Below are 20,779 nucleotides of genomic sequence, written 5' to 3'. Positions count from 1 at the left end.
CGATGTTGCTCATTCTGCGTAATCTTGCTTTCTATCTGATTTTCTATTTGATCAGCCCGATTTTCATAATCGGGTCGGTCCTGGTGATGTATTTCAGCGTGCCAGCGCTCAAGACGATCGTTCGGGACTGGTGCCAATTCCATCGTTGGTGCCTCAGAGTTTTGGTTGGTATCGACGTTACGATTGAAGGCGAGATCGTCGATGGTCCTGTATTTTACGCGATCCGCCACGAGAGTTTCTTCGAGGCGATTGATGCCCCTGCCAATTTCGATTTCCCCGCACCCTTTGCAAAACGCGAATTGTTTCTGATCCCGCTGTGGGGCTGGGCGGCCAAGGTTTATGGGTTGGTGCCAGTTGCCCGAACCGATGGTGCAAAAGCGCTGCGGGCTATGGTTTCGGCTGCGAAAACATTGTCTGCGCAAGGTCGCCCCTTAGTAATCTTTCCTGAAGGGACTCGCACCCCGCATGGTCAAGCCGGGAAGCTGCAAGCGGGTTTTGCAGGGCTCTATAAATTGATCGGCATTCCGGTCATTCCGGTGGCGGTGAACAGCGGTCCGCTATATCATCCCTTTCTCAAACGGCCCGGCACAATCACCTACAGATTTGGCGAAATCATTCCGCCAGGTTTGCCCCGTAAGGAGGTTGAGGCGCGGGTTCTCGCGGCAATTAACGCTTTGAATTCGCCGCCAACCCCGGAAACAATTTCCGAATAATCAGTGGTCGCTGCGCCCGAAATCGGGCCGAGCATCATCCTGACCTTGTTCGATAATGGACCGGCGAATTGCGCGGGTACGGGTGAACAAATCGTGCAGCGCATCGCCATCACCGCTGCGGATTGCGCGTTGGAGCGCGGTCAAATCCTCTGTGAAGCGGCCAAGCATCTCCAGCACAGCATCCTTGTTGTTAAGAAAAACATCGCGCCACATGGTCGGGTCTGAAGCAGCGATGCGGGTAAAATCGCGAAAACCGCCTGCAGAGTATTTGATCACCTCGCTGCGGGTTACATCTTCAAGGTCAGAGGCTGTGCCAACAATGGTGTAAGCGATCAGATGCGGAATGTGGCTTGTCACCGCCAGCACCAGATCATGATGCTTAGCGTCCATGATTTCAATTTTTGAACCAAGCCGCTCCCAAAATTCGCTGAGCGCGTCGATCGAATCTTGCGGCGTTTCAGCAGACGGTGTCAGAATGCACCAGCGATGCTCAAACAATTCGGCAAAGCCCGCTTCGGGCCCGCTCTGTTCGGTACCGGCAACCGGGTGCGCAGGGATCACGCAATGATCGGGCAGCGCCGCGCGAAGCGTGTCGACCACCGACTGTTTCGATGAGCCCACATCGCTGACGATCGCATTCTTGGGCAAGGCATCGCGAATTGCCTCTGCTGCAAAGCCCATCGCGCCAACTGGCACACACAATATCACCAAATCGGCATTAGCAACCGCTTCGATTGAGGTGTTGCTGATTGTGCCCGCAAGATTTCTTGCTCGCGCTGCGTCTCTTGTGACTGGGTCGGTATCGAACCCGGTTGTAGCAATTTCGGGGCAATGTTTCGCAAGCGCGAGGCCAATCGATCCGCCAAGCAGCCCCAAGCCGATAATTGCGACGTTACCGATGGCCATCATATCGCCTCGATCAAGCCGCGCAAAATACGCGAGACATCATCCATCTGCTCGGCGGTGCCGATGGTTATGCGCAAACCATGCGGCAGGCCTGCTCCGGGCAACCAACGCGTCGCATAGCCTCCTTGCGCCAAGGCGAGATAGGCCTGTTCTGCTGTGACCCTACCTTCGAACAATACCAGCAGGAAATTGGCCTTGCTTGGCAAAGGGCGCAGGCCGTGATTGCCGAGGCTTTCGATCACTTTGACAAAACGTGCCAGTTCGCGGGCATTGTGGCAGCGTGAGGCGGCGACGAAACCTTGATCGCCCACGGCAGCAAGCGCCGCAGCTTGTCCATGATTGGTGACGTTGAAGGGGCCGCGAATCCGGTTTAGCGAGCCTATGATGTCAGAATGTCCGGTGGCCCAGCCAATGCGTTCGCCCGCCAATCCATAAATTTTGGAGAACGTGCGAGTGACAAGGACGTTGGAGTGTCCGGCTGCCAGCGCGAGGCCGTTGTCATCCTCATCAGCGGTCAGATATTCGGCGTAGGCCTGGTCAAGCACGAATAGAGCACTGGCGGGTAACGCAGCGTGAAGCCGTGCAACTTCAGATGCGGTCAAATAGCTGCCAGTGGGGTTGTTGGGATTGGCGAGGAATACCACGCGGGTTTTCTCTGTGACCGCTGCGATCAACGCGCTGACATCGGTGCCATAATCTCTATCGGGGGCGATTATCGGTGTTGCCCCGCAACGGCGCGCCGCGATCTCGTAAACGGCGAAGCTGAAATTCGAAAACAGCACCTCGTCGCCGGGGCCGGCATAGGCTTGAACGGCCAGATTAAGCAGTTCGTCGGAACCCGTTCCGCAAACAATCCTTGCGGGATCGATGCCGTGTAATGTGCCAAGTGCGGCGCGCAATTCGGCTGAGTCAGGATCGGGATAGGCGCAAGGCACTTTGGCCCCGCTCAGCGCGTCTATCGCAGCGGGCGAACTGCCAAGCGGGTTCTCGTTCGCGGAAAGCTTTATCAACTCACGTCCGTCATCCGCGTGTGCTTTGCCGGGCACATAAGCGTGAATTGCTTCGATCCATGGCTTTGGAGTTGGCTTGTCAGTCATATCGGCGCGGCGTTTAACCGCTTTGAGATGAATAGGACAGAGGGCAAAATTTGCTCCGTTGACAGCGCAGCTAGGGTGCCCCAATCGGCGCTGCCATGGCACCCACCCCTGCCTTTTCCGCGATTACGCTCCCGCATGCCCTCCCGCTGGATAGTGGCGAAGTGCTTGAAGGCGTGCAAATCGCGTTTGAAACCTACGGCGAATTGGCAGCGGACAAGGGCAATGCGATCTTGCTGTGCCACGCGCTGACCGGCGATCAATTTGTCGCCAGCGAGCATCCAATTACAGGAAAGCCTGGCTGGTGGGAGCGGATGGTTGGGCCCGGCAAGCCGATTGACACGGGCCGGTTCCACGTAATTTGCGCCAATGTAATCGGCAGTTGCATGGGTTCGACAGGTCCAGCGTCCGAAGGTCCGGAAGGCAAGCCCCATGCGATGGCGTTTCCAGTCATCACGATCCGCGACATGGTTCGCGGTTTGATCGGATTGCTAGACGTGCTCGGTATAGAAAGGCTGCACGCTGTCGTTGGCGGATCGATGGGCGGAATGCAGGCGCTTAGCCTCGCCGCAAACTTCCCAGAGCGTGCCGAACGTGTTCTTGCGATTGCCACGACCGCACGCCATTCTGCGCAGAACATCGCCTTTCACGAGGTTGGCCGCCAAGCCATCATGGCCGATCCCGCTTGGGCCGATGGTGAATATTATGCGAGCGGGATCACTCCTGATGCAGGCCTCGCGGTGGCGCGGATGGCGGCGCATATCACCTATCTTTCCGAAGAAGGGCTGACCGAAAAATTCGGAAGGAGGCTGCAAGATCGGACCGAGAAAGGCTTCGGCTTCGACGCCGATTTTCAGGTCGAAAGCTATCTGCGGTATCAAGGTAGCGGCTTTACCCGGCGGTTCGATGCCAACAGTTATCTCTACATCACCCGTGCGATGGACTATTTTGACATTGCCGAGGAGCATGGTGGGCTATTGGCGGATGCTTTTGCCGGAACCACATCGCGTTTCTGTCTTGTGAGTTTCGACAGCGACTGGCTCTACCCCACTGCCGAAAGCCGCCATGTGGTCCACGCGCTCAATGCCGCCGGCGCTCCAGTCAGCTTCGTTGAGCTCAGCGCGCCGTTTGGGCACGACAGCTTTCTGCTCGAAGTTCCCGCGCTTGACCGAGTGGTGAAGGGGTTTCTTGAATGAGCGTTCTTCAAAATTCGGCGCTCCGCCCTGATCTTGCAGTAATCCTCGATCACATCGCGCACGGTAGCCGCGCTTTGGATGTCGGTTGCGGCGACGGAGTGTTGATGGCTGCACTGCGTGACGAGAAGCAAGTGGATGCGCGCGGGATCGAAATTGACGGAGCCTGCGTCGAACGCTGTGTCGCACGCGGGCTGTCCGTGGTGCAGGGCGATGCGGACCGCGACCTGACTTTCTACCCCGATGGCGCGTTTGATTATGCAATCCTCAGCCAGACGCTGCAAACCGCGGCGCGGCCCGATCGGATCATGCAAGAACTGCTTCGCGTTGGCCGCCGTGCTTTTGTCAGCTTTCCCAATTTCGCCTATTGGCGGATGCGCAAGGCATTGCTGCTTGGCGGACGGATGCCGGTGACGCGGCATTTACCGGTTACTTGGTACGAAACGCAGAATATTCACCACGTCACGGTCAAAGATTTCGAGGCACTGGCGAATGACCTCGGTATAACCATTTCCAATCGCTGGTTCTTCACCAACCAACGTGAAATCAGCGCAAGCGGTGCAAATTGGCGCGCCGAATATGCTCTGTTTGAGGTTGGCAGGTAGAGGCCGAATGCAAAGGGCACCGCTGCTTTGATTGCAGCGATGCCCTTGGTAACAATATGTCGAGGCGAAGCCTAGGTCACAACGCGCTCAACCGTTGAAACAGAGCCATCGTCCGGATCGGTTGAAGTCCAGACCCCGTCCTCTCCGACTGTTTCGGCATAGCATGTCTGCTTGCTTTCCTCTGCGTCGGGCGTTGAGCAGAACGATTCGGGCGATTTCTGTTCCCATTTGCCAGTCTTGGGTTCCTCGCCTTCAGAGGTGGATGTGTATGTACCATCCGCCCTCAGTTCTTCAATGCTTACCTTGCCTTCTGCGTCAGTCACTTTGAAAGTGCCGATGCTGGGGCCGCCGTCCGCAGCAGTTGTTTCTGTAGCCACTTCAACGGTTTCTGCTGGTGTTGCTGTTTCATCGGCTTTCTTTTCGGCTGAACAGGCCGCCAAAGAGGCAACAGCCGCAATTATCAGAATCTTCTTCATAATATTCCCCATTCTCACAAGGCAACGCAGTGATTACCGTCATCGCCGTTTGTGCGCCCGCGTGCACGCTAACCGTTATTTGCCTGATTGCAAATCGGCCGCCTGCGCGAAATCGGTCGGGGTTCGAAGAAACTCGCGCCTAGCCCGGCTCCGCGCTCTTGCCCGCCATCATCGCCGCTTCACGGAATGTGACCAGCCTGCGCTGACCCTCATCCCACAGGGCAAGCCGCAATGCCTTGAAGGTTTGGAGCGCGGTAAAGCGGTTCATATCATGCAATTCGGGATGCGCGGTTAGCACTTCGCGCAAACGGTAAAACGGAATGCGGCTGGCAAGATGGTGTACATGATGCACGCCGATATTGGCGGTGAACCAGCGCAGCGGTTGCGGCAAATCCAGATGCGTGCTGCCGTGCAAGGCGGCATCGTGAAATGTCCATTCAGACTTTTTGTCCCAATGTGCATCTTCAAACTGATGCTGAATATAGAACAGCCACACTCCCAACGAAGCCGCAATCAACAGCGAGGGGAAAAACACCAGCGCCGTTGTCGCAAAGCCGAACTGGAACACCAGCGCGGCCAATATCAACAGCGACACCACATTTGTCGCCATTGCGCTGACCCAATATCGTGCGCCTTCCTTCATCAACCCGATAGGCAGCCGGTGCCGCAACAGAAACAGATAGGCTGGACCGAAACCGAGCAGCACAATCGGGTGGCGATAGAGCCGGTAGAAAAACCGCCCATATTTTGATTGCGCCTGAAATTCGCGCACAGTCAGCGTGTCGACATCGCCAAATCCGCGCGCATCCAGATTGCCAGTCGCGGCATGATGCAGCGCGTGCGAGCGCCTCCAGCAATCATACGGCGTCAGCGTGAACACACCCATTGCGCGCCCGACCCAGTCATTGCCCGACCGGCTGGCGAAGAACGATCCGTGGCCGCAATCATGCTGGATGATAAACAACCGCAACAACAACAGTCCGGCAAGCGGTGTCAGCGCCAGGCCGATGTAATATCCCGCCTGAACGGCAATCAGTGTGCCAGTGAACACCGCGATGAAGGGAATGAGCGTGATCGCCAATTCCCACAGGCTGCGGCCCGTCCGCGAATCCTTGAATGCATGCAAATCACGCGTGAGCTTGCGCGGGTCGAGCGTGGTTGGAACCGGCTCGGCGAGGGGATTGAGGTCAGGCATTGTGTTCCTTGAAAAATATTCTGTATTCGAGCGCTAGACGGGCAATGGCAGCTTGTCACTGTAAAGCCGCCTAGGGTTACACCTGTAACCTAACACACCTCTGATTAATGTATGAAAACGAAGATTTTGTGTGTTGGAAAACGGGTGACACTTTTGCCCGGGTTTGCGGAAACGGGATGAAATTACCGGGTTCCGCGAGCGAAGGTTTGACCACCAATTATGCTTTCCTTCGAATGTCGCCATCTCCAATTTTGACCCGGCCGAGCCTCATCGATTATTGCTGCGAGCCGGGGAACGTCGGTGAGACGAGTCTAGCGATGGAATGCCGTGTAGGAAATTGATTGGGCCGCGTGGGCTTGTTTAATTGCATAACGGTGATGAAGCGCTCGCGATTGGAGCATTCGGAAGCGCGACCGGCTTTTCCAGCCTTTCTTTCGCGGGGCGGCCCTGCCTAATCGGGATGGGTTGGGCCTCGGCCTTTTCATCGCTTCAGAGATCGCCAAAGCGCACGGAGGCAAGCTTGAAGTTAGCTCAAACACCGAAGAGACGTGCTTCACTTTCAGGATGCCAATGCACAACCCGTCGTAAAAAAACTTGCGGCAAGCTGGCATGGATTGCGTGCTAATTTCGAACTAGCTTTCGCTGTTGGCTTGATACCGGGCATTACGCATCCGGCAGCATAATTATTGAGTCACCTCAATCGCTCCGCATGCCATCGGACATGGTCGGCCATAAAGGTAGATATAAAGTAATAAGAGTGGTCATACCCCTCTTGCATCCGGATCGTTGCGGGGATGGCGGCTTTTTTACAGGCGAGCGCTAACAGGCCGGTTTTGAGCTGGTCTTTCAGGAAATTATCGTCGGTGCCCTGGTCGATCAGCAGGTTCGGCAAGCTCACCCCACTCTTGCTCAAGCCGTCATCAATTAAAGCGCACGCGTCATATTCGCGCCATGCGGATTTGTCCGGCCCGAGATAACCGCTCAACGCCTTCTCGCCCCATGGGCAATTTAGCGGGCTGACAATCGGGGCGAAGGCGCTGACGCTCTTGAAGCGGTCGGGGTTTCTGAGCGCAATTGTCAGCGCGCCGTGGCCGCCCATTGAATGGCCGGTGATGCCTTGGCGGGACATATCGGCGGCCGGGAAGCATTCGGCAATCAGCGCGGGCAATTCACGTTCGATATAGCTGCGCATTCGGAAATTTTTGACCCAAGGTTCCTCGGTCGCATCGACATAGAAGCCCGCGCCTTTGCCGAAATCATAGGCCTCGTCATCGGGCACGTCATCGCCGCGAGGGCTGGTGTCGGGCGCGATGAAGATGACGCCGTGCTCGGCGCAAGCGGCGCGGTATTCGCCCTTCTCGGTGACATTGGCATGGGTGCAGGTCAGGCCGCTGAGATACCATAGCACGGGCAGTTTCGCGCCCGGTTCGTGCGGCGGGACGTAGACCGAGAAGGTCATTTCGGTGCCGGTTTCGGCGGAGGCGTGGGAATAGACCCCTTGCACTCCGCCGAACGCGGTATTTTCGCTTACAGTGTCCATCCGGTGGATTATGGCATCCGCATCATGGTGCAGATTTTATTGCCTGCCGGATCGCGCAGATAGGCAAGGTGCATTTTCATGCCGCCGCCTTCGCGAATGCCTGGTGGGTCTTCAATTGCGGTGCCGCCATTGGCGAGGCCGGCGGCGTGCCATGCCTCGGCCATTTCTTCGCTATCCACGGTGAAGCCTATCGTGCCGCCATTGGCGTGGCAGGCGGGCTTGCCATCAATTGGCTTGGTGACAATGAAGATGCTGCCATCTTTGAAATACATCACACGACCTTTGGGATCGGCCGATCCTTCGCGGCCGCCAAGTGCGATGAAACAGGCGTCGTAGAATTTTTTCGCGGCATCGATATCATCGGCACCGACCATTACGTGGCTGAACATAGGGTTCTCTCCTGATAGGAACTTGGGTTGGGCTGGCGCTTAAGCTGGGCGATGGATGCCGCAAATTTTGTGGCCATCGGGATCGGTAAAGTAACACAGATACATAGGGCCCATGCTGCCATCGCGCAGGCCGGGCGGGTCTTCGATGCTGGTGCCGCCATTGGCCACTGCAACATCGTGCAGTTGCGTAACTTGTTCGGGTGAATTGCAGGCAAACCCGATGGTGCTGCCGTTTGACGCGATTACCGGCTGGCCATTGATCGGTTCGCTGACGCTGAAGGTTGATCCGTCATGCGCATAGAACAGGCGAGTCTGGCCGGTGTCGTTGACATGCGCCATTGGCTCGCCCGCACCCAGCACGCCCAGTACTGCATTATAGAATTTCTTGGACTTCTCGATGTCGGCAGAGCCGATCATAATGTGATTCAGCATTTCTCTCTCCTTCTCCGTCATCCCAGCGGAGGCTGGGATCTGTTTTAATTGCGCGTCCGGTGACGAGCGATCCCGGTTTTCGCCGGGATAGTGTTTACTTCAATACACCACCACGCTGCGGATGCTTTCACCCGCGTGCATCAGGTCAAAACCCTTGTTGATTTCGTCTAGGGTCAGCTGGTGTGTGATCATCGGGTCGATCTGGATTTTGCCGTCCATATACCAGTCGACAATCTTGGGCACATCGGTCCGGCCCTTGGCTCCGCCGAAAGCGGTCCCGCGCCAGTTGCGTCCGGTGACGAGCTGAAACGGGCGCGTTTCGATAGTCTTGCCAGCCTCTGCCACACCGATGATGATACTGGTGCCCCATCCCTTGTGGCAACATTCGAGCGCCTGCCGCATGACATCGGTGTTGCCGGTGCAGTCGAAGCTGTAGTCAGCCCCGCCATCGAGCATATTTACAAGGGTTGCCACAACATCGCCAACATCCTTCGGATTGACGAAATCGGTCATACCGAACTTTCGGCCCCACTGCTCGCGGGCCGGATTGATATCGACGCCGACAATCCGGTCCGCGCCGGCCATTTTCGCGCCTTGCAGAACATTAAGGCCAATGCCGCCAAGGCCGAACACCACGACATTGTCGCCCGGTTTGACCTGCGCGGTGTTCACCACTGCGCCGACCCCGGTGGTCACGCCGCAACCGACATAGCAGCTGGTGTGAAACGGCGCGTCCTCGCGAATCTTCGCCACCGCAATTTCGGGCAGGACGGTGAAGTTCGAAAAGGTCGAGCAGCCCATATAGTGGAAAATCGTTTGCCCTTTATAACTAAACCGCGAAGTCCCGTCAGGCATCAGCCCCTTGCCTTGCGTCTCGCGGATCGCGCTGCACAGATTGGTCTTGCCGCTCAGGCACATTTTGCACTGCCGACATTCGGGCGTGTAAAGCGGGATCACGTGATCGCCCACCGCGACCGAGGACACGCCCGCGCCGATTTCGCGCACTATGCCAGCACCTTCGTGACCTAGTACGGAGGGGAACAGCCCCTCACTGTCGAGGCCATCGAGCGTATAAGCATCAGTGTGGCAGATTCCTGTCGCCATGATTTCGACCAGCACCTCGCCCGCCTTGGGGCCTTCCAGATCAAGCTCGACGATTTCGAGCGGTTGTTTGGCTTCAAAGGCGACCGCGGCTCTAGTTTTCATGCGACAGAAATCTCCGGTAACAGTTCAGTTTCTTTTCGAGACTATTGAGCCTCTCGTCAACCAACGTGAACAGATTTGGTCACCATGCAGGCCATCACGCCTTCGGCACCGTCTTCATGTCCGTGACCCGACCATTTCACGCCGCCAAACGGCATATCGACCGCGCTGACGCCGCCGCTATTGACCGCGACCATACCGGCCTCGATTTGGGCGATTAGACGTTCCTGGCGCGCAGGGTCCGACGACCACGCATAAGCAGCCAGTCCGTATGGCAGACGGTTGGCTTCCTCGATCATTTCGGCTTCGCCTGCGTAGCGGTTGATGATGGCAACTGGGCCGAACGGTTCTTCATTCATAATTTCGGCATCGGTCGGGACTTCGGACAGGACAGTTGGGGCGTAGAAATATCCCTGATTGCCAATCCGTTCGCCGCCGGTTTCCAGCTTGCCGCCCTTTTCGACCGCCTCTGTGACCATCCGCTCGATCTGGTCGGGGCCGCGATCATTAGCCATCGGACCCATTTGGACGCCGTCTTCCATACCATTGCCAACTTTGATGCCTTTGACCCGCTCGATAAATCCATCGCGGAATTTCTCGAAAATCGGTTCTTCGACAATGAAGCGTGTTGGGCTGACGCAAACTTGCCCTGCATTGCGGAACGCATTTGGAGCCATCACATCTAGCGCTTTTTCAATATCAGAATCTTCGAAGACCAGCACTGGCCCGTGGCCGCCAAGCTCCATCGTTGTGCGTTTCAAATCATCGGCCGCCAGTTTGACCAAATGTTTGCCCACTTTGGTCGAACCGGTGAAGCTGACTTTGCGGATGATGGAAGATCCGAGAAGATGGCAGCTGACATCGTCGGGCACGCCGAACACAACTTGGCAAACCTCGGCAGGCATTCCGGCATCAAGCAAACATTGCACCGTGGCCAGCGCCGCCGCCGGTGTTTCTTCGGATGGTTTGACGATGACCGAACAGCCTGCCGCAACCGCGCCGCCGACTTTGCGGACAATGTTGATGACAGGAAAATTCCACGCCGCAAACGCTGCGACCGGACCAACAGGTTCATACCGCACCTCGGCGCGCTTGCCTGCGGGGCGGACCATCGTGCGACCATAGAGGCGCTTACACTCGCCAGCATAGAATTCCAGCAGCATTGCACCGTAAATGGTTTCGCCCTTGGCTTCGGGTAACGTCTTACCCTGTTCCAATGTTAGTGCTTCGGCGATTGCGCCAACGCGCTCGCGCATCAACGCGGCAGCTTTGGTGATGACCGCCGCACGTTGTTCAGGCGGGGTAGCGCGCCAGATTGCGAAGCCCGTGGCTGCATGCTCGAGAGCGTCATCGAGATCTTCGGCGGTCGCATGCGGAACCGAACCCAGCACTTCGCCGGTGGCCGGATTGAGCACTTCGCCCGATTTGCGCCCAGCGCCGGAAATTTCCTTGCCGCCGATTAGGAGATGGAGTGAGGGGTAATTGCTCATTTTTAAGGTCCTTGATGGATTGCTGCGTTGCGGCAGAGATGGGGTTTTCAAATCGTGATTGCGAATAAAACTTGTCAGGTGATTGTTCATCCGGGCTTCTCTATCGTTCAAAGGATGACCAGACTTATCGTTCCAACCGCAGCGCTATTGGCCGCAATGACCGCCACCAATATTTCCGCACAGCCGGGCCAGCAATTAACGCTGGAACAAAAGGCGGCGCTTCGTTGCTCCGCCGCTTTCGCGCTAACTGCTCAGGCGCAAACTCGCGGAGAGCGTCAGGCATTACGCTATCCGCTCTTGGCTGAACGGGGCCGCGAGTTCTTTGTGCGCAGTTCAGCGCGGATTATGGACGAGACGGGTTTGGACCGGCTCGCCGTCGCGACACTAATCCAGCAAAAGGCGCAAGAATTGCGAGATGATAGCAATATTGACGAAGTGATGCCGTCATGCCTGATTATGCTCGAAGCGTCAGGCATTTAAAGGTGAATTGCCAAACTGCGCTATATAGACGCGACGCGATGCTTGCTGCATTAGCGTGACAATGTGGCGTTTGTATCAATTCCCTCTTTGCCCGTTCAGCCGAAAGGTCCGCTTGCTGCTTAGCGAGAAGGGCGTCGGCTATGAATTGTGGCGGGAGAATCCGTGGGAAGGCAATGATGATTTCTTTGCTCTGAACCCGGCGGGACGCACTCCGGTGCTGCATGACGCAGAAAAGAAAACCACGCTGTGTGATAGCCGCGCGATTTGCGAATATTTCGAAGAAACGGTTGATCAGGCGCCAATGATCAATGGTACGGTAAAAGACCGCGCCGAAATTCGCCGCTTGGTGGCTCTGTTTGATGAAAACTTCTTCGCCGATGTCACCCACCCACTGCTGCATGAACGGATGAAGAAACGTCTGATCTTGCGCCAGCCGCCAGATTCCAGAGCATTGTCGAACGCGATGAAAATGGCCCACGGCCACCTCGATTACATCGATTACTTGGTCGATACGCGCCCCTGGCTTGCAGGTTCGCGGATGAGCCTGGCCGATTTGGCAGCGGCCGCGCAAATCAGCGTCGCCGATTATCTCGGCGGCATTGATTGGAAGGGGCATGAACAATCGAAGAGCTGGTATTCTGTGTTCAAAAGCAGGCCGAGCTTCAGACCTTTGCTGAGCGAACGGATGGAAGTAATCCAGCCGCCCAAGCAATATGGCGATGTTGACGGATGAGTTTTTCGTTTGTTTAGCCTCAAACGCCGGGGGTCTGCATCCGCAGGTTTGGTTTAGCCCAGACTGGCGGGGCAAGCAGCTACAGGCCGACCGCCGACGTGCGACTGGCGCGGCAACCTAAGGGAGCGGATGCGGCTGCTGGCGCGCGAGGCCCAAAAGAACACGAGCTTGAGGCTAAACAAAGACTTCCTATATCTCAGGCTCAAGGAGTTCTGAAATGACTGACCCCAAATCCACTACTGACACCGAATGGCGCGAAAAACTTACGCCGGAGCAGTTTCATGTTCTTCGCGAGAAGGGCACCGAACGCGCCTTCACAGGCGAATTCGACAAGCATTATGACGAAGGCGAATATGTCTGCGCCGGATGCGGGACCAAATTGTTCGAAAGCGATGCGAAATACAACAGCGGTTGCGGTTGGCCTGCGTTCACCAAGCCCGCAGAAGGCGACGTAGTGGCCGAGCACCGCGATGTGTCGCACGGTATGATCCGCACTGAAGTTACCTGCTCAAAATGCGATGGGCATTTGGGCCATGTGTTTCCTGATGGCCCGGCCGAGGCGGGGGGATTGCGGTATTGTATCAACAGCGCCTCTCTTGATTTCGCTCCTGATGACTCAACTGACGACTAAATCGCTTTCTCCGTTCACGCAGCGTTACAACTGTTCTATGCATCGCTTTGAGGATGGACGGGTGCATTACGCACCGTTGAACGGGTAAACCTAGTCGATGGCACAACGGGGCAGCCGGCGCGCGGCCAGCACAAGCCGGAAACAGAACGCAAAGCCAGTCAGGCGAAAGCCGACTGGCTGGCGTTTGTGGTTGCGCCGTGTGTTTGTGTGGGGCGGGTTTCTCAGCTTGCTCGGCGTGTTGTTCCTCGGTCTGGCGGTGGTGTTCGCCGCGCGATCACTGCCCAGCTATCAAGAATTGAAAGCCACCCAGAACGCGCAGACTATCATTGTCCGTGCGCGTGACGGGACGGAGATTGTCGAACTCGGCCCGAGCTTTGGCAAATGGCTGACCAGCGATGAAATTCCGCAGGTGATGAAAGATGCGATGATTTCGGTAGAAGATCGCCGTTATCATAGCCATTTCGGAGTTGATCCGATTGGTTTGGGGCGCGCGGTCTTTGTCGCTGCAACTGGTGATAAGCGGCTGGGTGCGACATCAACCATTACCCAGCAATTGGCGCGCAATGTCTTCCTAAATTCCAACCGGACTCTTGACCGGAAACTGCGTGAGGCAGTCCTGGCAATGGCGCTGGAGTGGAAGTTTTCGAAAAATCAAATCCTCGAACTCTATCTGAACAAAGTCTACTTCGGTGGCGGTGCCTATGGAATTGACAGCGCCAGTCGCAAATTCTTCAGCCATCCAGGGACCGAACTCGATACCGCTGAAGCCGCGATTATCGCCGGTTTGGTGAAGGCCCCATCACGCTATTCCCCCACCGCCGATGTGCAGGCGGCGGTCGACCGCGCACAAGTGGTGTTGCGGTTGATGAAGGAGCAGGGGCGGATTGATCCCAGCATTACCGTGGACCCCTCGGCTGTGAAGCTGAAAGAGGACAAGAGTCAGAATTCGGTGCGCTATTTCACTGATTGGGCTTTGCCGCAGCTTGATTTACTGCTGCCCGAAACATTCGAACCGATTGAAGTGTGGACCACGCTGGATGTAGGGATGCAGCAAACCGCCGCAGCATCAATCAAATCTAACACACCGAACAATGCGCAAGGCGCGTTGGTCAGTCTCGACCGCGATGGTGCAATTCTGGCGATGATCGGCGGAACCGATTATGTTGAAACCAATTACAATCGCGCTGCCGACGCGGTGCGTCAGCCGGGGTCATCGTGGAAGTTATTCGTTTATCTCGCGGCACTGGAAGCGGGTTACACGCCCGAAGATATGGTCAAGGACGTTCCAGTCACGATTGACGGATGGAGCCCGCGCAATTCTGGTGGCGCCTATGCCGGAGACATAAATTTGCGCACTGCATTTGCCTATTCCAAAAACACGGTCGCGGCTCAATTGGGCAATGAGGTCGGTTTCGGCACTGTCGCCTCGATGGCCAAGCGGTTCGGCATCACCACGCCGATCTCGACGGTGCCTTCCATGGTGCTCGGCAGCAACGAAACGCGGGTGATCGACATGACCCGCGCCTTTGCCGCCGTGTCAGCCGGCGGAAAATCAATCGAGCCCTATGGAATTGTGAAAGTGACGACCGCGAGCGGAGAACTGCTGTATCAGCACGAGAAGTCCGGTGGTTCCACTCTGGTCCCTGATTACGTTGCGGCTGGGATCACCGACTTGCTGCAAACCGCGGTCAACACTGGCACTGGTAAAGCGGCGCAAATCGGACGCCCGGTTGCGGGCAAGACCGGGACAACCTCGTCCAACAAAGACGGCTGGTTCATCGGATTTTCCAGCGGGATCACCACTGGCGTGTGGATGGGCCGCGATGATGCAAAAGCGGTGCCGGGCCTCCAAGGTGGCCGCGCCCCTGCGCAGGCCTTCGCCGCTTTTATGCGCTATGCGGTGAAGGATCGCCCGGTTGAACAATTCAACACCGAACTGAAATTGCCCGAATGGCAACTTGAACCCGATGATGAATTCTATTTCGGGGACCCTGACGATTATTACTACATCGACGAGCAAGGCAATCTGATTGAGCCTGGCGCAGGGCGCGATCCGAATAACCCGGTTCCGCAGCCGAACGGCCAGGCGACGCCCGGCGATGTTTCGCGCCGCCCACAAGTGCCTGAAAATGATGCGCCACCTGCGGCCAGCGATGATTTCCTGAACCGTGCCACAGGTGAGGGATCGGCAGCAGCACCGGCGCAGAACCGGCCCAAGCCCGCTCAGCGTGTCCCTTCGCCGCCACCGCAGCAACAGCCAGCGCCGCGCACCAATCCGGCGGCACCTGTAAATTAGCTTTCTCTGAGACATTTTCGGCGGTGTGACCTTGGTCACAGCGCCCCGTCCAACGCCGGATTAATCCTTCACCCAAGCAATATCGCTTTTGGACAAGGAGGACATATGTCTATTCGCTTTACTCTACTCGCCGCGCTCATGGTCGCATCATCATCATCTGCCAGTGCTTCGCACCAAACTTCGGTCGATGCCGACGGTTGCTGGGACGCAAAAGATGCGAGCCGTAACAAATGTCTCAGGCAAACGAACCATAGCTGGGACAAGAGCAAAATCACCGTAACTTACAGAAACACCTGTGCGAACAGGATTTATGCGAAAGTGTGCCATGATCAGAAAGACGGGTCACCCGATTGCGGTGCTTTCGGAATTCGCGGCTACAGCGATTACAAATACTATACTTACAATGCCACAGGCGACGTGGAGTATAATGCAGTTGGATCGGACAATTCATCATTCGATTGGGTTTGCAAAAGCCGTTGGAACATGAAAGTCAACGGATCGTAATTGCGAACCGTTGGATCATAAGTCCAAAAGAAAAGGCCCCGCGGGTTTATCCAGCGGGGCCTTCTTTATATCAATCTGCCCAATCGGTCTCGGGCCAATGATAGTTAGCGTAACCGAACAGCGCGGTATGCGGGAGCACCGCCTTCGCGCTGGATCTGCAACAGCACGGCTTCGCGGTCCTCAGCGACGGCTTCGTTCACGATCGTTTCCAGATCGGCAATGCTCGCCACGGGCTTGTAATTGGCCGTCAGTATGATGTCCCGGCGGCGCAGACCCTTGGTCGCTGCATCGGAATTCGGGTTCACTTTCAGAATTGCAACGCCTTTAGTATTAGCCGGGACGCGCAGTTGGCGCGCAATTTCTGCGTTAATTGCCACGACTTGCAGGCCCAGCTTGTCGATGACCGGGCTGGCATCTTCGGATTGCTCCGGCATTTCTGCCTCATCATCGCCGCGGAACATTTGCCGCTCGCGGATTTGATCTTCGGTTGGACGTTTACCAACCAATGCACGAACTGTGCGAGTTTTACCTTCGCGAACCAACTCTATCGCGATTGTCGTGCCGGGTTTGATATTGGCAACCAGGAACGACAATGTCTGGTCGGGCGTGACTTCTTTGCCGTCAATCGAGATCACGATATCGCCCGCCTCGATGCCCGCCTTGTCTGCCCCCGCATCGGGTTCAACCAATTGAACAAATTCACCGCGATTGCGGCGTAGGCCGAGCGAATCGGCCAAATCATCATCAACCGGTGTGATGCTGACGCCCAGATAACCGCGCTCGATGGTTTTACCGCTCTTCAACTGTTCGACAATTGGCTTGGCGGTTTCTGCCGGGATCGCAAAACCGATACCCACGCTGCCGCCCGAGGGGGACAGGATCGCGTTGTTAATGCCGATTACATTACCTTGCATATCGAACAACGGCCCGCCCGAATTGCCGCGATTGATGCTGGCATCGGTCTGGATGAAGCGATCATAGGCACCGCCGCCGGTATTGCGCATAACGGCGGAGACAATTCCGCTGGTTACCGTCCCGCCAAGGCCGAATGGATTGCCAATCGCAATCACCCAGTCACCTGTGCGTGCCTGCGCTGAATCGCCGAATTCTACGAAAGGAAAATCCTTGTCGCTCTGGATTTTTAGCACAGCCAGATCAGACGCAGCATCAGCTCCAACCAGGGTCGCTTCATATTCTTTGCCGTCGGGCATTTTCACGGTGATTTCTTCAACCGTACCGCGACCCGAAGGGCTGACAACGTGGTTGTTGGTGACCACGTAACCATCGGCCGAAATGATAAATCCGGAACCCAGCGATTGCGCCTCGCGGGTTTGCGGAGCGCCGCCCTGTGGTGCGCTGCGTTGCGGCATGCCGAACAATTCTGCGAGTGAATTGCCCCGCTGTTCGACTTCGACACGCTGCCGGGTTGCGATGTTGACCACGGCTGGCTGCAATTGCTCGGTCAGATCAGCAAAGCTTACCGGAGCGCCCGCTCGCGGTACAACTCTGGCCATCTGGCTATCATCATTTTGCGCCACTTGCGCGCCGGCTGGATAACCGGTCATCAGAGAAATGGCTGCGCCGCCAACCAGCAGCGCGGAGGTTAATCCATAAGCATATCGCACAGGCTTCACGTCCTTACTTTCCTTTTGCTCACTCGGGCCGGGAAGGCCCCGCTTTTCCGTTGTTCTTGCTCCCCTTCTTACAGGATCCGCTGAACGGCGATTGAACAGTCATGGTGCCCATCGACCAACGGTCAACGACAGGCGTCTAACGGCGACCCCTGAACTGTCGCAGATATTCATTGTCGGGTGACAGAATGATGCTGCTTTCGCCCTGATCTTCGCCCTGCGCAAAGGTCTTGTCATAGCTTTGCATGGCCCGGTAGAAATCATAGAAACCGGGATCTTTCCCGAAGCTTTCAGCGTAAATTCTAGCCGCTTCGGCATCAGCTTCTGCCCGAATGATCCGTGCGTCGCGTTGACCCTGAGCGCGGATCGTGCGGGCTTCGCGTTCGCGGTCAGTTTCCATCCGGGTGAATGCTGCTGCCAATGGCGCACCTGTTGGCAGGTCGGTTTGCTTGATGCGCACATCAATTACTTGCGCGCCATAGCGCCGAGCCTGATCATCAAGCTTGGACGTTATATTGCTCATCGCGTCGCCGCGCTCAGCCGTCAGCATCGCTGCGAAAGTCCGCCGCCCCAATTCTTGGCGGAGGACTGAGTTGAGAATTGGTTCAAGCTGCAGCCTAACGCCGTCGGTCGTGCCAGCCGACTCAACCATCTGTACGGGATCGATTATCCGAAACCGCGCATAGGCATCGACAAGCAAGCGCTGCTGATCGCTGGAGAGCACTTGTTGCTGGCTCATATCGAGATCGAGCACGCGTTTGTCGATCCGGATGACTTGTTCAACCAGCGGGATACGTAAAACGACTCCGGCGCCGGTTTCACCAAATGGGACATCGGGTTGGAAGCGGTTGATAACACGCACGGGATTACCCGTACGCACGACAACTGCTTGCTCTTCTTCGGGGATGACGACCATACTGGACATCAGGCCAATCAAAGCGAGGCCGACTGCGATGATCGAAAGTTTATGGCTTTCCCAAATATTTGTCATGTTCATTGTCCCTCCACCGCAGCAGGTGGCGAGGCCGGCGGCGCTGCTTGTGCTCGCTTGCGAATTTCCGGAAGCGGCAAATACGTTGTCACTCCATTAGTTTCGACGATGGTTTTGTCGGTTTGGCTCAAAACACGCTCCATAGTCTCGTAATATAGGCGCTGGCGGGTGACCTCAGGGGCAAGTCGATATTGCTCATACACCTTATCGAACGCTGCGGTTTCACCTTCTGCGGCCGCCAAAATCTGCTGCGCTACACCGCGCGAACGGTTGCGTGCTGCATCGGCATCCTGCTCAGCCGCAGACACATCTTTGAATGCGTCACTAACCTGCTCGGGTGGATCGGTCTTGTCGATTTCAACACCTTGGACCGTGATACCAGCTTTGTATCCGTCAAGGATCGCTTGCATCCGGGTCCGGACGCGTTCTTCGATTTGCGCCCGGCCTTCGCCGGAGAAAGTATCGTCCAAAGTTTTTTCCGCAACGGCAGAACGCATGGCCGCCTCAGCGGCTTGCTTTACCGTCTCGATTGGTTTTGCGAGGCGGAACTTATACAGGGACAAGTCATTGATATTCCACCTAATAAGGTAAGAAAGATTGACCAGGTTTTGATCGCCAGTCAGGATCAGTTTCTCGCCTTCAGACCCTTCGGGAATGCGGAAAGCACGAACTTCGCTGACATTTTCGATGTACACGCTTTCGAATGGGGCGGGTAATGTCCAGTTTGTGCCTGGATTGAAAGTCCGGGAGAACTTGCCGAGCGTTGTAACAACACCTTGCTCTTTGGGCTGAACAAAATGAATTGAGGTCGTCCCGACCCAGGCCAGTGCCACCACGCCGATTGCAACGGGAAGCCAGCTTTTGCCGCCGGGTCGCTGCGGGAATTGGAAATTGGGGCCGCCGGGGCCGCCGCCGCCTTTGCGCGGACCCTCTGGCCCACGCTTTTTGAAGATGTCTTCGATATTGGCAGAACGGCGCGGCTCTTCACCGCCACCTCCACCGCTTCCCGGCAACCACGGATTGCGCGGTCCCTTAGGCTTTTCGCTGCCGCCGGAATCTGAATCAGACCCTCCGCCGCTGCCGGATGGGCCATCGGAACTGTCCGATTTGCCGCCCCATGGGTTTTTGCCAGCCATTGCCAGCCCGATATTTTTCGCAATTGCGCCAAATGTGCTCATGAACTCTTTATAGGTGTCGATTGTAGGAAAAACAGGGGGTGCGTGCGGGAATTTACTGCTAGGACCCGATTATGGATGAACAGGCATTAAAAGCGCGGCTGCCGGACTCGGTTGCGGCGCGCATACAGACGATAAAGCTAACGGATGGCACAGTAACGTTGGTGCTCGAAGCATCAGGATTGGACGCCGATAATCGCGCCGGTCTGGAATCAGCGGTAAAACAAATGCTGGGCGAGGCGGAGGGTGTTTCCGAAGTGCGCGTGGCAATGGTGGCGGATCGTGCGCCTGCACCACCGGTAGCTCCTGCCCCCAAAACACCTCGAATTATTGCTGTCGGATCGGGCAAGGGCGGTGTGGGTAAATCGACGCTGACGGCGAATTTGGCGGTCGCTCTTGCCAGAATGGGGCGCAAAGTCGGAGTGGTTGATGCCGATGTCTATGGCCCTTCGCAGCCGACATTGTTCGATAATAAGGGTGCAAAACCCGAGGGCCGCAACGAGAAACTGGTTCCGGTGCCAAGCCGCCACGGCGTTCCGGTGCTGTCGATGGGACATCTGGTTGAACCGGGTAAAGCGCTGGCATGGCGCGGTCCGATGGCTGGCAATGCGATGGCCCAATTGGTCGATGCGCATTGGGGTGATACCGAATTGCTGCTGATTGACCTGCCACCGGGCACTGGTGATGTGCAATTGACGATGCTGTCCAAATTCAAGCCTGAAGGCGCGGTGATTGTCTCTACCCCGCAAGATCTGGCCCTGATCGACGCGCAGCGCGCAGCCAATTTATTTGAAACGGGCAAGGTTCCGATTATCGGGTTGGTGGAAAATATGTCCGGCTATACCTGCCCATCTTGCGGAGAGGTGAGCGATCCGTTTGGCAAGGGCGGCGTCGAGGATGCTTCGGAAGGAACTGGCATTCCGTTCCTTGGCCGGATTCCTTTGGCGATGGAAATTCGTATTTCCAGCGATGCGGGCTCCCCCTCTGCCGCGGGTGACAGCGCCGAAGCAGAGCCATTTCGGGACATTGCCCGCAAGCTCTCTGACTGGCTCGATGCCGCTTCTAAGTCTGAGGCAGCCGTTTCCAAGGAGAACGCCTGACC

At 56.5% G+C, this 20,779-nt stretch carries 22 protein-coding genes; 10 read left to right on the top strand and 12 right to left on the bottom strand.

What is annotated here, in order from left to right; all coding sequences use genetic code 11:
- The first annotated feature begins 2 nt into the window (after positions 1–2).
- Positions 3–713 (top strand): lysophospholipid acyltransferase family protein, encoded by a 711-nt coding sequence (locus GRI36_RS00405; protein ID WP_160596667.1) that lies wholly within the window; start codon positions 3–5, stop codon positions 711–713.
- Here the strand turns inward: GRI36_RS00405 and GRI36_RS00400 are convergent, their stop codons facing one another.
- Entirely contained in the window at positions 714–1,619 is a 906-nt protein-coding gene (locus GRI36_RS00400) for a prephenate/arogenate dehydrogenase family protein (protein WP_160598959.1), read from the bottom strand.
- Positions 1,619–2,716: a pyridoxal phosphate-dependent aminotransferase gene (locus GRI36_RS00395; protein WP_160596666.1), complete on the bottom strand. Its 1,098-nt coding sequence runs from the start codon at positions 2,714–2,716 to the stop codon at positions 1,619–1,621. The genes GRI36_RS00400 and GRI36_RS00395 overlap by 1 nt, the downstream gene beginning before the upstream one ends.
- Before the next feature lie 95 nt (positions 2,717–2,811).
- Between GRI36_RS00395 and metX the strand changes: the two genes are divergently transcribed.
- Complete coding sequence (gene metX, locus GRI36_RS00390; protein ID WP_160596665.1) at positions 2,812–3,909, top strand: homoserine O-acetyltransferase MetX; 1,098 nt, start codon at positions 2,812–2,814, stop codon at positions 3,907–3,909.
- Entirely contained in the window at positions 3,906–4,511 is a 606-nt protein-coding gene (metW, locus tag GRI36_RS00385; protein WP_160596664.1) for a methionine biosynthesis protein MetW, read from the top strand. Before metX ends, metW begins: the two co-directional genes overlap by 4 nt.
- A 71-nt stretch (positions 4,512–4,582) precedes the next feature.
- Here the strand turns inward: metW and GRI36_RS00380 are convergent, their stop codons facing one another.
- Positions 4,583–4,987 carry a hypothetical protein gene (locus tag GRI36_RS00380; protein ID WP_160596663.1) on the bottom strand — a complete coding sequence of 135 codons (405 nt, stop codon included), beginning with the start codon at positions 4,985–4,987 and terminating at the stop codon, positions 4,583–4,585.
- A gap of 139 nt (positions 4,988–5,126) precedes the next feature.
- Positions 5,127–6,182, bottom strand: a complete 1,056-nt coding sequence (locus GRI36_RS00375; protein WP_160596662.1) for a fatty acid desaturase — start codon at positions 6,180–6,182, stop codon at positions 5,127–5,129.
- Between the two features lie 399 nt (positions 6,183–6,581).
- On the opposite strand from GRI36_RS00375, the gene GRI36_RS00370 reads away from it, so the two are divergent.
- Positions 6,582–6,770, top strand: a complete 189-nt coding sequence (locus GRI36_RS00370) for a sensor histidine kinase (protein ID WP_160598958.1) — start codon at positions 6,582–6,584, stop codon at positions 6,768–6,770.
- A gap of 103 nt (positions 6,771–6,873) precedes the next feature.
- On the opposite strand, the gene fghA is transcribed toward GRI36_RS00370, so the two are convergent.
- The 5 genes from fghA to GRI36_RS00345 all read right to left on the bottom strand — a co-directional run bounded on the left by fghA (position 6,874) and on the right by GRI36_RS00345 (position 11,236).
- Complete coding sequence (gene fghA, locus GRI36_RS00365; RefSeq protein ID WP_160596661.1) at positions 6,874–7,722, bottom strand: S-formylglutathione hydrolase; 849 nt, start codon at positions 7,720–7,722, stop codon at positions 6,874–6,876.
- Between the two features lie 8 nt (positions 7,723–7,730).
- The gene (locus GRI36_RS00360; RefSeq protein ID WP_160596660.1) at positions 7,731–8,111 is read right to left on the bottom strand and encodes a VOC family protein; all 381 of its coding nucleotides are present in this window, start codon (positions 8,109–8,111) and stop codon (positions 7,731–7,733) included.
- 39 nt (positions 8,112–8,150) lie between these two features.
- Positions 8,151–8,543, bottom strand: coding sequence for a VOC family protein (locus tag GRI36_RS00355; protein WP_160596659.1), 393 nt, complete (start codon positions 8,541–8,543; stop codon positions 8,151–8,153).
- 99 nt (positions 8,544–8,642) lie between these two features.
- Entirely contained in the window at positions 8,643–9,749 is a 1,107-nt protein-coding gene (locus GRI36_RS00350; protein WP_160596658.1) for an S-(hydroxymethyl)glutathione dehydrogenase/class III alcohol dehydrogenase, read from the bottom strand.
- A 56-nt stretch (positions 9,750–9,805) separates the two neighbouring features.
- Positions 9,806–11,236, bottom strand: coding sequence for an NAD-dependent succinate-semialdehyde dehydrogenase (locus GRI36_RS00345; RefSeq protein WP_160596657.1), 1,431 nt, complete (start codon positions 11,234–11,236; stop codon positions 9,806–9,808).
- A gap of 114 nt (positions 11,237–11,350) precedes the next feature.
- Here GRI36_RS00345 and GRI36_RS00340 point away from each other — a divergent pair, with 114 nt between their 5' ends.
- From GRI36_RS00340 to GRI36_RS00320, 5 genes are all read left to right on the top strand, one after another.
- Complete coding sequence (locus GRI36_RS00340; protein ID WP_235902122.1) at positions 11,351–11,716, top strand: hypothetical protein; 366 nt, start codon at positions 11,351–11,353, stop codon at positions 11,714–11,716.
- Between the two features lie 61 nt (positions 11,717–11,777).
- Positions 11,778–12,449: a glutathione S-transferase family protein gene (locus GRI36_RS00335; protein ID WP_160596656.1), complete on the top strand. Its 672-nt coding sequence runs from the start codon at positions 11,778–11,780 to the stop codon at positions 12,447–12,449.
- A gap of 217 nt (positions 12,450–12,666) precedes the next feature.
- Positions 12,667–13,080, top strand: coding sequence for a peptide-methionine (R)-S-oxide reductase MsrB (gene msrB, locus GRI36_RS00330; protein WP_160596655.1), 414 nt, complete (start codon positions 12,667–12,669; stop codon positions 13,078–13,080).
- Between the two features lie 97 nt (positions 13,081–13,177).
- Positions 13,178–15,376, top strand: coding sequence for a transglycosylase domain-containing protein (locus GRI36_RS00325; RefSeq protein ID WP_160596654.1), 2,199 nt, complete (start codon positions 13,178–13,180; stop codon positions 15,374–15,376).
- 105 nt (positions 15,377–15,481) lie between these two features.
- Positions 15,482–15,880: a hypothetical protein gene (locus GRI36_RS00320; RefSeq protein WP_160596653.1), complete on the top strand. Its 399-nt coding sequence runs from the start codon at positions 15,482–15,484 to the stop codon at positions 15,878–15,880.
- Positions 15,881–15,984: 104 nt separating this feature from the next.
- Here GRI36_RS00320 and GRI36_RS00315 read toward each other — a convergent pair whose 3' ends face one another.
- From GRI36_RS00315 to hflK, 3 genes are all read right to left on the bottom strand, one after another.
- Positions 15,985–17,505, bottom strand: a complete 1,521-nt coding sequence (locus GRI36_RS00315) for a Do family serine endopeptidase (protein ID WP_328598401.1) — start codon at positions 17,503–17,505, stop codon at positions 15,985–15,987.
- A 145-nt stretch (positions 17,506–17,650) separates the two neighbouring features.
- The gene (hflC, locus tag GRI36_RS00310) at positions 17,651–18,502 is read right to left on the bottom strand and encodes a protease modulator HflC (protein WP_160596652.1); all 852 of its coding nucleotides are present in this window, start codon (positions 18,500–18,502) and stop codon (positions 17,651–17,653) included.
- A 2-nt stretch (positions 18,503–18,504) separates the two neighbouring features.
- Positions 18,505–19,680: a protease modulator HflK gene (hflK, locus tag GRI36_RS00305; protein ID WP_235902121.1), complete on the bottom strand. Its 1,176-nt coding sequence runs from the start codon at positions 19,678–19,680 to the stop codon at positions 18,505–18,507.
- A 71-nt stretch (positions 19,681–19,751) separates the two neighbouring features.
- Between hflK and GRI36_RS00300 the strand changes: the two genes are divergently transcribed.
- On the top strand, positions 19,752–20,777 hold the full coding sequence (locus GRI36_RS00300) for an Mrp/NBP35 family ATP-binding protein (RefSeq protein WP_202392073.1): 1,026 nt from the start codon (positions 19,752–19,754) through the stop codon (positions 20,775–20,777).
- Positions 20,778–20,779 lie beyond the last annotated feature (2 nt).

The sequence above is a fragment of the Pontixanthobacter gangjinensis genome (assembly GCF_009827545.1).
Lineage (GTDB): Bacteria > Pseudomonadota > Alphaproteobacteria > Sphingomonadales > Sphingomonadaceae > Pontixanthobacter > Pontixanthobacter gangjinensis.
The sequence above is the reverse complement of the archived record's forward strand: the minus strand, read 5'-3'. Positions and strand labels throughout refer to the sequence as shown.

Coding starts and splice junctions, on each gene's coding strand:
- GRI36_RS00345 (WP_160596657.1), bottom strand. CDS start 11,236: ATGAGCAATTACCCCTCACTCCATCTCCTAATCGGCGGCAAGGAAATT.
- metX (WP_160596665.1), top strand. CDS start 2,812: ATGGCACCCACCCCTGCCTTTTCCGCGATTACGCTCCCGCATGCCCTC.
- GRI36_RS00355 (WP_160596659.1), bottom strand. CDS start 8,543: ATGCTGAATCACATTATGATCGGCTCTGCCGACATCGAGAAGTCCAAG.
- GRI36_RS00380 (WP_160596663.1), bottom strand. CDS start 4,987: ATGAAGAAGATTCTGATAATTGCGGCTGTTGCCTCTTTGGCGGCCTGT.
- GRI36_RS00350 (WP_160596658.1), bottom strand. CDS start 9,749: ATGAAAACTAGAGCCGCGGTCGCCTTTGAAGCCAAACAACCGCTCGAA.
- GRI36_RS00335 (WP_160596656.1), top strand. CDS start 11,778: ATGTGGCGTTTGTATCAATTCCCTCTTTGCCCGTTCAGCCGAAAGGTC.
- GRI36_RS00320 (WP_160596653.1), top strand. CDS start 15,482: ATGTCTATTCGCTTTACTCTACTCGCCGCGCTCATGGTCGCATCATCA.
- GRI36_RS00325 (WP_160596654.1), top strand. CDS start 13,178: ATGGCACAACGGGGCAGCCGGCGCGCGGCCAGCACAAGCCGGAAACAG.
- hflK (WP_235902121.1), bottom strand. CDS start 19,680: ATGAGCACATTTGGCGCAATTGCGAAAAATATCGGGCTGGCAATGGCT.
- fghA (WP_160596661.1), bottom strand. CDS start 7,722: ATGGACACTGTAAGCGAAAATACCGCGTTCGGCGGAGTGCAAGGGGTC.
- hflC (WP_160596652.1), bottom strand. CDS start 18,502: ATGACAAATATTTGGGAAAGCCATAAACTTTCGATCATCGCAGTCGGC.
- GRI36_RS00360 (WP_160596660.1), bottom strand. CDS start 8,111: ATGTTCAGCCACGTAATGGTCGGTGCCGATGATATCGATGCCGCGAAA.
- msrB (WP_160596655.1), top strand. CDS start 12,667: ATGACTGACCCCAAATCCACTACTGACACCGAATGGCGCGAAAAACTT.
- GRI36_RS00300 (WP_202392073.1), top strand. CDS start 19,752: ATGGATGAACAGGCATTAAAAGCGCGGCTGCCGGACTCGGTTGCGGCG.
- GRI36_RS00405 (WP_160596667.1), top strand. CDS start 3: ATGTTGCTCATTCTGCGTAATCTTGCTTTCTATCTGATTTTCTATTTG.
- metW (WP_160596664.1), top strand. CDS start 3,906: ATGAGCGTTCTTCAAAATTCGGCGCTCCGCCCTGATCTTGCAGTAATC.
- GRI36_RS00340 (WP_235902122.1), top strand. CDS start 11,351: ATGACCAGACTTATCGTTCCAACCGCAGCGCTATTGGCCGCAATGACC.
- GRI36_RS00375 (WP_160596662.1), bottom strand. CDS start 6,182: ATGCCTGACCTCAATCCCCTCGCCGAGCCGGTTCCAACCACGCTCGAC.
- GRI36_RS00395 (WP_160596666.1), bottom strand. CDS start 2,716: ATGACTGACAAGCCAACTCCAAAGCCATGGATCGAAGCAATTCACGCT.
- GRI36_RS00400 (WP_160598959.1), bottom strand. CDS start 1,619: ATGGCCATCGGTAACGTCGCAATTATCGGCTTGGGGCTGCTTGGCGGA.